Consider the following 13,372-nt stretch of genomic DNA (forward strand, 5'->3'; position numbering starts at 1 on the left):
TAGCAAACGGCAAGGGCGCAGCCCAACGCCAGATCGAGCGCTTATCCCTCAGTCCTCTTCACCACCGCGATCAGTTCGTCGCCGTAATGCTCGAGCTTCTTGTCGCCGATCCCGGCGATGCCGCGAAGCTGGTCGAGCGTCGTCGGGCGCACGGCGGCGATGCCGTCGATGGTGGAATCGTGCAGTACGACATAGGCCGGCACGCTGCGCTGTCGCGCCACCTCGGAACGCCAGGCGCGCAGCGCGGCGTGAAGTGCGGGATTGGCGGCCTTGCCCTGGCCGGCTGCGACAGGCGCAAGCTCGCCGCGCCGCGACTTGGACCGGATGGCGCGGTTGCGCGCGCCTTCCGCCTGCTCGCGCAGCAGCACTTCGGTTTCACCTTTCAATACGCCGCGCGCGCTCTCGGTCAGCTTCAGCGCGCCGAAGGCATCGCTGTCGGCCCAAAGATGGCCCATCGCGACGAGCTGGCGCAGCACCGCGCGCCACTGCTTCTCATTGAGCTCGCGGCCGACGCCGAACACCGACAATTGATCGTGCCCGAACTGTTTGACGCGGTCGGTGAGGCGGCCGACCAGCACGTCGATCAGGTGCATGGCGCCGAAGCGCTGGCCGGTGCGGTAGACGCAGGATAGCATCTTCTGCGCCAGGATCTTGCCGTCGCGGACGCGCGGCGGCGACAGGCAATTGTCGCAATTGCCGCAGTTCTCTTCCGTTAGCGTCTCGCCGAAATAAGCCAGCAGGCGCCGCCTGCGGCAGCCCACGGTTTCCGCCAGCGCCACCAGCGAATCGAGCTTGCCGATCGAGACGCGCTTGTAGGCATCCGAGCCGGTGGATTCATCGATCATGCGGCGCTGCTGCACGATGTCGGAGAGGCCATACGCCATCCACGCGCTCGATGGCTTGCCGTCGCGTCCGGCGCGTCCGGTCTCCTGGTAATAGGCCTCGATGCTCTTGGGCAGGTCGAGATGGGCAACGAAGCGCACGTCCGGCTTGTCGATGCCCATGCCGAAGGCAACCGTGGCGACGACGACGATGCCGTCCTCGTTGATGAAGCGATCCTGGTTGCGGGCACGGACGTTCGGCTCGAGGCCGGCATGGTAGGGCAGTGCCGGGATGCCGGCTTCGCTGAGCGAGGCCGCGACGTCCTCGACCTTGGCCCGCGACAGGCAATAGACGATGCCGGCGTCCCCCGCATGGCGTTCGGCGATCAATGCCTTCAACTGCGCCATCGAGTTCACCTTGTCGACGATCTCGTAGCGGATGTTCGGCCGGTCGAAGCTCGAGACGAAGCGCGGCGCATCGGTGAGCGAAAGCCGTTCGGCGATCTCCTTGCGCGTCAGTTCGTCGGCGGTCGCGGTGAGCGCCATCCGCGGCACGTCGGGAAAGCGCTCGGCGATCACGGACAGGCCGATATATTCAGGCCGGAAATCATGGCCCCATTGCGAGACGCAATGCGCCTCGTCGATCGCAAACAGCGCGATCTTGGCCTGCGCGAGCAGGCCGAGGCAGCGCGGCGTCACCAGCCGCTCCGGCGCGACATAGAGCAGATCGAGATCGCCTGATATCAGCCGGCGCTCGACCTCGCCTGCTTCCTGCGGCGACAGCGTCGAGTTCAGCACGGCCGCGTTGACGCCGGCCTCGGTGAGCCCCGCGACCTGGTCGCGCATCAGCGCGATCAGCGGCGAGACCACGATACCGCAACCCTCGCGGAGCAGCGACGGCAACTGGTAGCAGAGCGATTTGCCGCCGCCGGTCGGCATCAGCACCAGGCAATTGCCGCCATCGGTCACATGCCGGACGATCTCTTCCTGCGCGCCCCGGAACGCGGTGAGGCCGAACACCGAATTGAGCACGGCACGCGCATCCCTGATATCGCCGGACGCACGGTTGAGGACAGAATCCATGTCGGTTTCGAACGCAGTCAAGAAGAGGTGATCGGGAGCCCCGCCGGCGAACGATGCCGGGAGATCCGTGTTAAAACACGGTCCAACCACAAACTCAAATGGCCGGCATGGCGAGATTGCCACGGATCATCGCAGGCATTGTCGCTGTTACACTGGTCGTGGGCGCGGCGGCGGTGTTTGCGGCTGTGTGGCGGCCGGCAATCGATGCCATCGAGCCGCCGTCACCTGAAACGTTCGATCCGGCCGTGGTCAAGCGCGGCCGCGAGCTTGCTGCGCTGGGCAATTGCAATAGCTGCCACACAAGGCGGGATGGCCAGGATTTTGCCGGTGGCCTGCCGGTGCCGACCCCGTTCGGCGTGATCTTCTCCTCCAACATCACACCGGATCCGGAGACCGGCATCGGCGGGTGGTCGGAAGCCGCGTTCGGGCGTGCCATGAGCAGCGGCGTCAACCGCGAGGGCCAGCATCTCTATCCGACCTTTCCTTATGACCACTTCACCAATGTCACCGACGAGGACGACCGGGCGCTCTATGCATTCCTGATGACACGGCCGCCGGTGCATGCCGTGGCCCCGCGGAACGAACTTGTTTTTCCGCTGGACCAGCGGCCGATCATCGCCGGGTGGAAACTATTGTTCCTGCGCCGCGATACGTTCCAGCCGGATCCCGCAAAGAGCGCCGAATGGAACCACGGCGCCTATCTGGTCGACGGCCTCGCCCATTGCGGAGCCTGCCACACGCCGCGCAATGCGCTGGGCGCCGAGCGCGTGAGCGCGCAGTTTGCCGGCGGCGAGGCCGACAATTGGCACGCTTATGCTCTCAACGACCGCGCGCACGCACCGGTGCCGTGGAATGCGGAGTCGCTTTACGCCTATTTGCGCAACGGCTGGCATCCCGATCACGGCACCGCACGTGGGCCGATGGCGGAGGTGGTGAGCAACCTCGCCACGGTGCCGGACCGCGACGTCCGCGCCATCGCTGTCTACATGGCCGACATTTCCGGGGCGAAGCCGGAACGCGACCGCGGCGCTGTGCTTGCGCAAGCCGAACCGGCGCCTACGCAGACGGACACCGCCGGTGCGGCGATTTACGTTGCAGCCTGCGCTTCCTGCCATGAATCAGGCCGGCCGCTTCCTTACGGCGGCGTCAACCTTGCGCTGAGCACCGCGGTCACGAGCCCCGATCCCCGCAACCTCGCCAACATCGTTTTGGCCGGCATTCCGGCGGTGGCGGGCGAACGCAGTCCGATCATGCCGGGCTTCGCCGACAGCATGAGCGACGTGCAGGTCGCTTCGCTCCTCAATTACCTCCGCGCGCGCTTCAGCAAGGAGCAGCCTTGGAGCGGCGTCGAAAAGACCGTTGCGGATGCGCGCCGCACCCAGACCGCGCTTCTCCAGACTTCCGCCGGCCCGCGCAATGCGCCGGCCGATCCCTCGCAGCGAGACAAGCCATGATGACATTGAAGGTCAACGGCCAGGACAAACAGATCGATGCCGATCCCGATACTCCGCTGCTCTACGTGCTGCGCGACGATCTGAAACTCAATGCCGCCAAATTTGGCTGCGGGCTCGGCCAATGCGGTTCATGCACCGTCATTGTGGATGGCAAGGCCGTGCTGTCCTGCGTCACGCCGCTGCTGCTGGTCGAGGGCAAGCAGGTGACGACGCTGGAAGGTCTCGGCACCGTGTCCGCGCCGGCGCCGATCCAGCGCGCCTTCATGGAAGAGCAGGCGGCGCAATGCGGCTATTGCATCGCCGGCATGATGATGCGCGCGCAGGCGCTGCTGCTCAGGAATCCAAAGCCGACCGACGCCCAGATTCGCGCCGAGCTGCAGCCGAATCTTTGCCGCTGCGGCACCCATATGCGCATCCTGCGCGCGGTGCATCGCGCCGCGCGACTGATGGATACGGCGGATGCATCCACGAGCGAGAGGAACGCCCAATGAATGCGCCTGTCATCCTCGATCGCCGCCGCGTGCTGCAGGGTGGCGGCGCCCTCATCGTCAGCTTTTCGCTCGGCCGTGCGTTTGCAGAGGAAGGGGCGCCGGCGGCTGCGGGTGCAAAGCGGCCGGGCAGCCTCGCCATCGCGCCGCATCTTGATTCCTGGCTCCGCATCGACGCCGATGGTCGCATCACCGCGTTCACCGGCAAGGCCGAGCTCGGCCAGGGATTCAAGACGGCGTTCCAGCAGATCGCCGCCGAACAGCTCGATGTGCCGTTCGAAGCGATCAAGGTCGTCACCGCGGACACACAACTCACCGCCAACGAGGGCTATACCGCGGGCAGCCACTCGATGCAGGATTCCGGTACCGCGATCCTGAATGCCGCCGCGCAGGTGCGCGAACTTCTGATCGCGGAAGCGGCGAGGCGGCTCGGTCTCGCCGGAGAAAGCCTGAAAACCGACAACGGCGCGGTGGTCGCGCCGGACAACAGGCGGCTCAGCTACGGCGAACTGGTTGCCGCGGACATGCTCCACGTGCAGGCGCAGCCGCAATCGAAATTGAAGGATCCCGCGACGTTCAAGATCATGGGTCACGCGGTGCCGCGCGTGGACATCCCGGCAAAGGTCACGGGCGGTGAGGCCTACGTGCAGGACATGCGGCTGCCCGGCATGGTGCATGCACGCGTGGTGCGGCCGCCGAGCTACGGTGCGCAGCTCATCGAATGCGATAGTTCGGCCGTCGAGAAACTGCCCGGTGTCGTCAAGGTCGTGCGCGATGGCAATTTTCTCGCCGTGGCCGCGAACAAGGAATTTCAGGCGGTCAAGGCGATGAACGCGCTCGCAGCCGCTGCGAAATGGAAGGAAAGCGCGAACCTGCCAAAGCAGGACGATCTGCTCAATGTGCTCATCGCTCTGCCTTCCCAGGATTCCACGATCCTCGATCGCAGCGATCCTTCCGTCTCCGGCCAAACGACTCTCGAAGCCACTTACACGCGTCCCTATCAGTCGCATGGTTCGATCGGACCATCCTGCGCCGTGGCGCATTTCGCAGGCGGCGCGATGACGGTGTGGTCGCACACCCAAGGTGTGTACCCCGACCGCCAGGCGATTGCCGAGATGCTGCGCATGCCGCCCGCGAGCGTGCGGCTGATCCATGTCGAGGGTTCAGGCTGCTACGGCCATAACGGCGCCGACGATGCTGCCGCTGACGCCGCGCTGATCGCGCATGCGCTGCCGGGCCGGCCTGTGCGCGTACAATGGATGCGCGAACAGGAACATGCCTGGGAGCCGTACGGCCCGGCGATGGTGACGAAGCTGAAGGCCTCGCTCGACGCCAATGGCCGGATCGCCGACTGGAATTTCGCGGTGTGGAGCAACACTCATTCGATGCGGCCGGGCGGCGCGGGCACGCTGCTTGCTGCGCAGCACATGGCGCAGGCCTTTGCCATTCCGCCGGCAAAGCCGCTGCCATTGCCGGAAGGCGGCGGCGACCGCAACGCGATCCCGCTCTACACCTTTGCCAACGCGCGCGTGGTGCATCACTTCATTCCGGAAATGCCGCTGCGGATTTCGGCGATGCGCGGGCTCGGCGCCTATCACAACGTGTTCTCGATCGAGAGTTTCATGGACGAGCTTGCCGGGCTCGCCGGCGCCGATCCGGTCGAGTTTCGCTTGAGGCACCTCGAGGACCGGCGCGGGCGCGAGGTCATCGAGAAGGCCGCGCAGGAATTTGGTTGGAAGCGGGATCAGAAATCGCAAGCCGGCCGCGGCTACGGCTTTGCCTTCGCCCGTTACAAGAACCTCGCGGCGTACTGCGCCATCGCCTCTGAGGTCGAGGTCGTCAGCGAAACCGGGCGCGCGCGGCTGTTGCGCGCAGTCGCCGCCGTCGATTCCGGGCAGGTCGTCAATCCCGACGGGCTGACCAACCAGATCGAGGGCGCAATCATGCAATCGATGAGCTGGACGCTGTATGAGAGCGTCAGCTTCGACGACACGAGGATCACCAGCATCGACTGGCAGACCTATCCGATCCTGCGTTTCGACGCGGTGCCCGACCGCATCGACGTCCACATCATCAACCGCCCCGGCCAGCCGTTCCTCGGCAGCGGCGAGACCGGCCAGGGCCCCGCCGCGGCCTCGGTTGCAAATGCCATCGCAAATGCCACAGGAAAACGTCTGCGCGATTTGCCGCTGACCCGCAAGCGCATCAAGGACGTGATCGACGCGTGAGGGCTACTGATACGTCGCGACGATATCCGATACCGCGCGCTCGAGCTGCTGGGCGGTGGCGCATTGGCGCACCACACTGCAGAAGGTGGCGTAGCGCGGCATCTCCGAATCGCCGAAACCCCACGTCATGCGCCCTTCCGGGTTGAGCCAGACCAGGCGCTTTGATCGCTCGCCGAGGCGGCGCAAAATATCGGCGCGCGGATCGAGGTTGTTGCTGCGGGCGTCGCCAAGCACGATCACGGTGGTCTGCGGCGTGATCGTGTCCATCCAGCCCTTCTCGAAATCGGCAAGCGAATTGCCGTAATCGGAGGAGCCGAAGCCGACCTTGGACATGATCTCGGCCATCGCCGCCTCGGGCGATTTCTCCTCCAGGATGTCGCTGACCTCGATCAAATGGCCGGAGAACGCGAAGGAGCGGACGTCGTCGACCACTTCATGCAGGGAGTGGATCAGCAGCAGGAAGAAATCGGACACGCGTGCGACCGAGCCCGAGACGTCGCAGAGCGCTACGATCTTCGGCCGGTCGCGGTGCTTGCGCTTCCAGGCGGTGAGGAAAGGTACGCCGCCCCAGGCCGCGTTTCGCCGCAGCGTGCGGCGCACATCGAGATGACCGCGGCGCTGGCGCTTGCGCGGCTTCGAGTAGCGCTCGCGCAGGCGGCGGGCGATCTGGCGGATCAGCGCGCGCATCTGCTCGACCTGGCGCGGCTCGATACGGGCGAGCGGCGCATTGCGCAGGATCTCGTTGCGCAAATTCTCGGCCTCCTCGCGGCCGTAGAGCAGGAGCGCCTGCGAGACCGTGTCGCGGACGGTGCCGCGCAATCCGTCGATCGCCGCCTGCAGCCGCTCGGCCAGCGCCGGATTGGTCGCGGTCAGATTGTCGAGATCGTCGCGCAGGCGCTGGATGCCCATCGCGTCCAGTATGCGGCCCGAGAAGATGCCGCGCTGGGTGAAGTATCTGATGTTGGAAAGCGAGGCCGCGCCGGAGGCGCTCGCGATCGCCGCCGATATCGCGTTGCGATCCTGCGACAGCAGCATTTCCGCAAGTGGGCCGAGATTCTCGGCCTGGTCGCCACCGCTGCTTTCGCTTGAAGCATTGGAGCCCGCGTTGGAATCCGTCCGTTCCGTATCGTCGGACTTGCTGTCGTCTTGCGACGTATCCTGCGCCGGCTCGGGCCGGCTGAAGAACAGATCAAAACATTCGCCGAGCGCCCGCTTCTCGTCCTGCGATTTTGCGAGCGTCAGCAGGAAGGTGTCGCGCAGCACGCCGCGGTCGGTAAAGCCGATCTTTGAGACCGCGCGCATCGCATCGATGCTTTCGGCGGGCGAGACCCGGACCCCGGCTCCGCGCGCGGCACGAAGGAACCGATGCAGGTTCTCGCGCATGGCGTCTACCCGAACACGCCCTGCCGCGACGCCTTGGCAATGAAGGTGGTGAGCTGCGGCTGCGCGGCCTCGATGTCGGCCTCGTATTTGAGCAGGACGTTCAGCGTGTCCTTGACGATCTCATGGTCGAGCTCGGTCGCCTGCAGCAGCACCAGCACGCGCGCCCAGTCGATGGTCTCGCTCACCGACGGAAGCTTCTTCAGGTCGAGGGTACGGATTTCGTGGATAAAGCCGACCATCTGCCGCCGCAGCGCCTGCGAGATGCCGGGCACGCGGCTCTCGACGATGCGCTCTTCCAGCCTTTGCTCGGGGAAACCGATATGCAGATGCAGGCAGCGCCGCTTCAAGGCGTCGCCGAGATCGCGCTCGCTGTTGGAGGTCAGGATCACGGTCGGCGGCGCGATCGCCGAAACCGTGCCGAGCTCGGGAATGGTGACCTGGAAATCGCTGAGGATTTCAAGCAGCAGCGACTCGAACTCGGCGTCCGATTTGTCGATCTCGTCGATCAGGAGCACGCAGCCCGCCGGCTGCTCCAGCGCCTGCAACAGCGGCCGCGGCTCGACGAACTCCTTGGAGAAGAACACGTCGCCGAAGGTGTGGAGCTGGTCGAGCGCCGCGTGCAGCGTCTGCGCGCCGCCCAAGACCTCGCCGAGCTTGTCCTTCAGGATCTGCGTATAGAGAAGCTGCTTGGCGTATTTCCACTCATACAGCGCCTTGGCCTCGTCGAGGCCCTCATAGCATTGCAGGCGGATCATCTTCATGCCGCGCCAGGCGGCGATCGCCTTCGCCAGCTCGGTCTTGCCAACGCCCGCGGGGCCTTCGACCAGGATCGGTTTCTCGATCTCCTGCGACAGATAAACCGCGGTCGCGATCTGCCGGCTCGCGATATAGCCTTGCGCGGCGAGGCCGCTTTCGACGGCCTCGATCGAGGCCGCAGGCCGATTGTCAGCCACCGATGTAAGCTCCGGATTTGCCTTGTGCATCAGGTTGTTCTGCCTGCCTTGGCGGCAAAGCACAAGGCTCGTTTGTGTGAGGGCAGGCCCGGTTCCGGCCTTTTTCCGCCTAGCGCAATACCGACCCGGTCGCAGCCTCAAGATCTGAGATCGCCTGGTCTGCGCTCACGACCTTGATCGTGGTCATGCCCATTTCGCGCGCCGGCTTCAGGTTGACGCCGAGATCGTCGAGATAAACGCACTTGTTCGGATCGACCTTCAGCGCTTCCACCATCATCCGGTAGATGCGCGGATCGGGCTTGCGCAGGCCGATCTTGGCGGATTCGATCACGTGATCGAACAGCGCCATCACCTCCGCGACATAGAGCGTGCGGCCGCTTTTGCTGCCGATCGCGTTCGCGGGCAGATTGTTGGTGATGCAGCCGGTCTTGAATTTGGCGTTGATGCGCTTCAGCGCCTCCACCATTTGCGGGCGCAGGTCGCCCTGCAGCAGCGGCAGCACGTCCCTGCCGCGGACCTCGGCGCCGAGCGCGAGCGATTCAGCGGCGAACAGCGCGTCGAAGGTCTCGATGTCGACCTCGGCGCGCTCAAATTTCGCCCAGGCATTTTCCAGGTGATTGGCGGCGTTGGTGCGGCGGATGATGTCGGCTGGCAGGCCGCGCTCGGTCTCGAACCGCGTGAACGCCTCGAACGGCGAGGTGGTCAAGACGCCGCCGAAATCCCAGATCACTGCCTCGATCATTTCCCTCTGCCTGCCATTATGTGGGTTGACGAGCGGCTAACACGGATCGATCCGCCGAGCCAGCCTGAATCCGGCGGCTTGGCGATACGCGCGACGCAAGCTATTGCTGTGCCCATGAAAGCCTTGTCCGCGATATCAGCAGCGCTCGCGCTCTTCGCCTCCACGCCAGCCTCCGCCATTGTCGGCGGCGGCGTGCCGAGCGCCGAAGGCGTCGGCCGTTCCATCATCACCATTGTCGGCTCGCGCGGCAATTTCTGCACCGGCGCGCTGATCGCGCCGAAGATGGTGCTGACAGCCGCGCATTGCGTGCAGCCCGGCGCGGACTACAAGATCGTCGAATATGGTCCGGACCGGCAGCCGCTCTTGAAGGACATCAAGAGCGTTGCGATCCACCCCGCGTTCAGGATGGACGCGATGACGGCCCATCGCGCCACCGCCGACGTGGCGCTGCTGCAGCTTGCCGCGCCCGCCGCCGGCAAGGCGCCCGCGGCGCTCGGCGCGCCGAATATTCCGGTGGTCGTCGGCAGCCGCTTCACCATCGCGGGCATCGGCGTCACCGTGCGCGGCGACGGCAAAAGCGGCGGCATTGTCCGCGTCGCCGGGCTGATCGCAACTGGCCAGCCGGGCACGCTGCAGATCCGCCTGGTCGATCCGCTCAGTCAGGGCGCACGCGACGGACTTGGCGCCTGCACCGGCGATTCCGGCGGCCCGGTGTTCGAGGACAAGCAGACCGGGCCCGCGATCATCGGCGTCATCAGTTGGTCCACGGGACCGAACAATTCCGCCGGCTGCGGCGGCATCACCGGCGTCACGCCGCTGACGCTGTACCGTGACTGGATCCTGCAGACCGCAAGGCAGTGGGGCGTGGTGTTCTGACGTAACGCCGTAGGGTGGGCAAAGCGAAGCGTGCCCACCATTGCGTGGGGAGTGCTTCATGGTGGGCACGCTGCGCTTTGCCCACCCTACGCGCTGTCGTCCCTGCGAAAGCAGGGACCCATAACCACAGGCAGTTGTTGTGGCGAGAGCAAGCGGTTGCGGCGGAGCACAACACAAAAGCCTGTGGTTATGGGTCCCGGGTCAAGCCCGGGACGACGAATTGGCTGGAGCGGCATTGTTCAGCACGATCAGCGCATCCACCGCAACGCCGAGCTTGGGGTTGATCAGGAACGGATTGATGTCGATCGAGGCAACGCGGTTGCCGGCGTCCGCGATCAGGTTGGAGAGGCCGACCAGCGCCTTCACCGCGGAAGCCTCGTGCAGTGCCGGCTTGCCGCGATAGCCCTTCAGCTTGATGCCGGCTTTTGTCTTCGCGATGAGCTGCCTTGCCTCGTCCGCATCGATCGGCGCGCCGGCGAGCGCGACGTCCTTCAATAATTCGATGTCCACGCCGCCGGTGCCGAACAGCACCACCGGCCCCATCTCGGCATCGAGTGAGGCGCCGACCACGAGTTCCAGATCGGCCTTGACCTGCTGCGCGATCAGGATGCCCTCGAGCTTCGGCTTGTTCTTGAGCTTCCTGACCCGCGCCGTGATCTCGTTGAACGCCTTCCTGACCTCGGCGGCGCTGTTGAGGTTCAGCGCAACGCCGCCGATATCAGATTTGTGCAGGATATCAGCGCTGATCACCTTCGCGACCACGGGGAAGCCGATCTTCCTGGCGATCGTTGCCGCTTCAGTCGCGGTCTGCGCGATCTCCTCCTTCGAGATGGGAATGCCGTACGCCTTGAGCAGCTTTTTCGAGGCGACCTCGTCGAGCGCCGCGGCGCCATTGGCGCTGTTCAGAGCCTTCTCCAGCATCGCGCGCGCGGATGCCGTCGAGCTCGAGACGATATCGGGCACTTCCTTGCGGAGCTGCGCGTATTCGATCAGCGACTTGATCGCGCCGACCGCGCGGTCGAGCCCTTGCAGCACCGCCACGTTCGGCAGGCTCTTGCGCAGCGCCTTAGTGTGCTCGGTGAAGCCGATCGACATCGCGCTGATATAGATCACGGGCTTGCCCGCCTGGCCGGCCATCTCGTTGACGATGCGAAGATTGCGCTCGCGCAGTTCATGCGGCGCCTTCGGCAGCTCGGAATCGATGATGACGATGTCGGTATCGGGATCGTCGATCATGATCTTGATCGACTTCATGTAGACGGAGGGATCGACCACGGCGGCAAAGCCGGCGTCCAGCGGATTGCCGACGATGCTGCCGGGGCCAAGCATCTTTGCGAGCTGCGCGGTCGCGTTCGGGCCCAGCGCCGCGAAATTCAGTCCGGCCGAATAGAACGCGTCGATCAGGAGGCCACGCTTGCCGCCGGACAGCGACACCGCGGCGAGCCGGTTGCCCTTCGGCAGGTCGGCGTGCACGAAGCATTCGGTGGTCTCGATCAGTTCATCCAGGCCGCGGACGCGGATCACGCCCTCGCGGGTCGAGATCGCGTCAAACGTCTCGATCGAGCCGGCGAGCGCGCCGGTATGCGCCATCGCCGCGGCGCGGCCGCCTTCGGAGGCGCCGAGCTTCAGCGCGATCACCGGTTTGCCGGCGGCGCGCGCGGCCTTGCAGGCATCACGGAACGCCCTCGTGTTCCGCACGCCCTCCAGATAGACCACGATGACGCGGATGCTCGGATCAGCGGCGAAATAGGTCATCAGGTCGGGCGTGGTCAGCCCAACCTCGTTGCCGGTCGTCACCATGTAACCGACACCGACGCCGCGATCCTCCAGCGTCTGGCGGATCGCCATTACGATCGCGCCGGATTGGCCGGCGATCGCCACCGGCCCGGCCTCCATGGTGACGATGCGGTCATCGATATTGGTGAAGAGGTTCTCGCCGGCGCTCAGGTTTCCGAGGCAATTCGGTCCTGTAACCGCAAGCCCGGTCTCCTGCACCGCCTGCTTCAATTCCACCGCAAGCCGCTGGCTCTCTTCGTCCTGCAACTCGCTGAAGCCCGAGGTGACGATGGTGGCGGAGCGCGCGCCCGCTGCGGCCGCATCGCGGATCACCTGCACCGCAAAGCGCGCCGGCACCAGCACCAGCACGTGATCGGGCTTGTCGGGGAGAGACGCAAAATCCTTGTAGCAGGTGACGCCCCAGATCGTCTCGCGCTTGGCGTTAACCGGATAAAGCCCGCCGCGATAGCCGTATTTGATCAGGTTGTTCCAGATCCGCTCGGCATAATTGCCGGGCTTGTCGGTGGCGCCGACCAGCACGATGTTGCGCGGGTGCAGCATCGCATGGATCTGCTTGACGATGTCGCTGGCGTCACGCGAAGGCGACCATTTCTCTGTGGGAGCAGACGCGGGGCTGAATTGAGCTTCCATGGACCTGCCTTGTCGTTTCCTGCGGCGCCGCAGCGAACGCTGTGCGCCATGTTTTTGTTATTTCTATTGAGGCTTGCGCAGCGTGGCAACTCACGCTGACTGCATGCCGCTACGCGCTGATGCGATATCCCACCACACGGACAATATTCACGGCGCTGTCATCCGCGAGGGGTCGGATCCGATCATCGTCGCGTGCAGGAGATAGCGCTCCGGCCCCGATGTCAGCGCGTCGAATGGCCAGCAGGTCGAGAGCACCAGCTCGTATCCGCTCGACTGCGGATCGATGCCGGAAGCATCGAAGCGCACCACGGAGCTGGCATCGGCGCGATATCGGAAGGTCTTGCCGTCGCTGCGGGTGACGTCGATCTCGTCGCCGATGACGACGTCCTTCAGGAAACGGAAATGGGTGTCGCGATGCGCGGAATAGACGGCAACGCCGCGTTCGCCGGCGTCAGGCGTGAGCTCGACATGGCCCGGTCCGAAGGCAAGCGCTTGGCCGCTTGAGCCCGCGAGCACGATGGCGCTGGCATTGAGCCGCTTCACCTCGATGCGTGCGACCGGCCAGGTGTCGGCCCATGACCAGGGTTTCGTTGGATGCCCGGCGGCGATGGTCTTTGCAAACGCGCGTTCGAGCAGGACCTGTGCGAGGAGTGCCTTGGCGTGAATGTAGGCGCCTTGGCCGAACAGGAAGAGGCCGATGAGGGCGAGGAGGAGAGGGGTGATGAGGCGAGGCATGTAACTTACATTCTGGTCATCGCGAGCGATCCTGCATCCCCTCATCCTGAGGAGCGCGGAACGCGCGTCTCGAAGGATGAGGCCCCGCCAGTGGCCTCGCCCTTCGAGACGCCTGCTGCGCAGGCTCCTCAGGGTGAGGGTCGAGAGAAGAGCGCGCGCGGCTCTGGGGGACGGGAGGCCGC

The 13,372-nt window shown here is 65.2% G+C and carries 10 protein-coding genes; 4 read left to right on the top strand and 6 right to left on the bottom strand.

Annotated features, from left to right (window positions below):
- Nucleotides 1–41: 41 nt before the first annotated feature.
- Nucleotides 42–1,904, bottom strand: a complete 1,863-nt coding sequence (gene recQ / locus ACVJGD_RS31885; RefSeq protein ID WP_456637928.1) for a DNA helicase RecQ — start codon at nt 1,902–1,904, stop codon at nt 42–44.
- A 107-nt stretch (nt 1,905–2,011) separates the two neighbouring features.
- On the opposite strand from recQ, the gene ACVJGD_RS31890 reads away from it, so the two are divergent.
- The 3 genes from ACVJGD_RS31890 to ACVJGD_RS31900 are packed head-to-tail and all read left to right on the top strand — an operon-like array spanning nt 2,012 to nt 6,074.
- On the top strand, nt 2,012–3,358 hold the full coding sequence (locus ACVJGD_RS31890) for a c-type cytochrome (protein ID WP_456637929.1): 1,347 nt from the start codon (nt 2,012–2,014) through the stop codon (nt 3,356–3,358).
- Nucleotides 3,355–3,849 (top strand): (2Fe-2S)-binding protein, encoded by a 495-nt coding sequence (locus tag ACVJGD_RS31895; RefSeq protein ID WP_456637930.1) that lies wholly within the window; start codon nt 3,355–3,357, stop codon nt 3,847–3,849. The genes ACVJGD_RS31890 and ACVJGD_RS31895 overlap by 4 nt, the downstream gene beginning before the upstream one ends.
- The gene (locus ACVJGD_RS31900; protein ID WP_456637931.1) at nt 3,846–6,074 is read left to right on the top strand and encodes a molybdopterin cofactor-binding domain-containing protein; all 2,229 of its coding nucleotides are present in this window, start codon (nt 3,846–3,848) and stop codon (nt 6,072–6,074) included. Before ACVJGD_RS31895 ends, ACVJGD_RS31900 begins: the two co-directional genes overlap by 4 nt.
- Before the next feature lie 3 nt (nt 6,075–6,077).
- On the opposite strand, the gene ACVJGD_RS31905 is transcribed toward ACVJGD_RS31900, so the two are convergent.
- The 3 genes from ACVJGD_RS31905 to ACVJGD_RS31915 form a co-directional block, all read right to left on the bottom strand.
- Nucleotides 6,078–7,457, bottom strand: a complete 1,380-nt coding sequence (locus tag ACVJGD_RS31905; RefSeq protein ID WP_456637932.1) for a vWA domain-containing protein — start codon at nt 7,455–7,457, stop codon at nt 6,078–6,080.
- A 5-nt stretch (nt 7,458–7,462) separates the two neighbouring features.
- On the bottom strand, nt 7,463–8,410 hold the full coding sequence (locus ACVJGD_RS31910) for an AAA family ATPase (RefSeq protein ID WP_456637933.1): 948 nt from the start codon (nt 8,408–8,410) through the stop codon (nt 7,463–7,465).
- 109 nt (nt 8,411–8,519) lie between these two features.
- Nucleotides 8,520–9,152: an HAD-IA family hydrolase gene (locus ACVJGD_RS31915; RefSeq protein WP_456637934.1), complete on the bottom strand. Its 633-nt coding sequence runs from the start codon at nt 9,150–9,152 to the stop codon at nt 8,520–8,522.
- A gap of 114 nt (nt 9,153–9,266) precedes the next feature.
- On the opposite strand from ACVJGD_RS31915, the gene ACVJGD_RS31920 reads away from it, so the two are divergent.
- Entirely contained in the window at nt 9,267–10,028 is a 762-nt protein-coding gene (locus tag ACVJGD_RS31920; RefSeq protein WP_456637935.1) for a S1 family peptidase, read from the top strand.
- Between the two features lie 201 nt (nt 10,029–10,229).
- Here ACVJGD_RS31920 and ACVJGD_RS31925 read toward each other — a convergent pair whose 3' ends face one another.
- Nucleotides 10,230–12,455: an acetate--CoA ligase family protein gene (locus ACVJGD_RS31925; protein ID WP_456637936.1), complete on the bottom strand. Its 2,226-nt coding sequence runs from the start codon at nt 12,453–12,455 to the stop codon at nt 10,230–10,232.
- Between the two features lie 147 nt (nt 12,456–12,602).
- The gene (locus tag ACVJGD_RS31930; protein ID WP_456637937.1) at nt 12,603–13,190 is read right to left on the bottom strand and encodes a class GN sortase; all 588 of its coding nucleotides are present in this window, start codon (nt 13,188–13,190) and stop codon (nt 12,603–12,605) included.
- Between the last annotated feature and the right edge of the window lie 182 nt (nt 13,191–13,372).

Source organism: Bradyrhizobium sp. USDA 10063 (genome assembly GCF_054063735.1).

Coding starts and splice junctions, on each gene's coding strand:
- recQ (WP_456637928.1), bottom strand. CDS start 1,904: ATGGATTCTGTCCTCAACCGTGCGTCCGGCGATATCAGGGATGCGCGT.
- ACVJGD_RS31905 (WP_456637932.1), bottom strand. CDS start 7,457: ATGCGCGAGAACCTGCATCGGTTCCTTCGTGCCGCGCGCGGAGCCGGG.
- ACVJGD_RS31925 (WP_456637936.1), bottom strand. CDS start 12,455: ATGGAAGCTCAATTCAGCCCCGCGTCTGCTCCCACAGAGAAATGGTCG.
- ACVJGD_RS31900 (WP_456637931.1), top strand. CDS start 3,846: ATGAATGCGCCTGTCATCCTCGATCGCCGCCGCGTGCTGCAGGGTGGC.
- ACVJGD_RS31920 (WP_456637935.1), top strand. CDS start 9,267: ATGAAAGCCTTGTCCGCGATATCAGCAGCGCTCGCGCTCTTCGCCTCC.
- ACVJGD_RS31895 (WP_456637930.1), top strand. CDS start 3,355: ATGATGACATTGAAGGTCAACGGCCAGGACAAACAGATCGATGCCGAT.
- ACVJGD_RS31890 (WP_456637929.1), top strand. CDS start 2,012: ATGGCGAGATTGCCACGGATCATCGCAGGCATTGTCGCTGTTACACTG.
- ACVJGD_RS31915 (WP_456637934.1), bottom strand. CDS start 9,152: ATGATCGAGGCAGTGATCTGGGATTTCGGCGGCGTCTTGACCACCTCG.
- ACVJGD_RS31930 (WP_456637937.1), bottom strand. CDS start 13,190: ATGCCTCGCCTCATCACCCCTCTCCTCCTCGCCCTCATCGGCCTCTTC.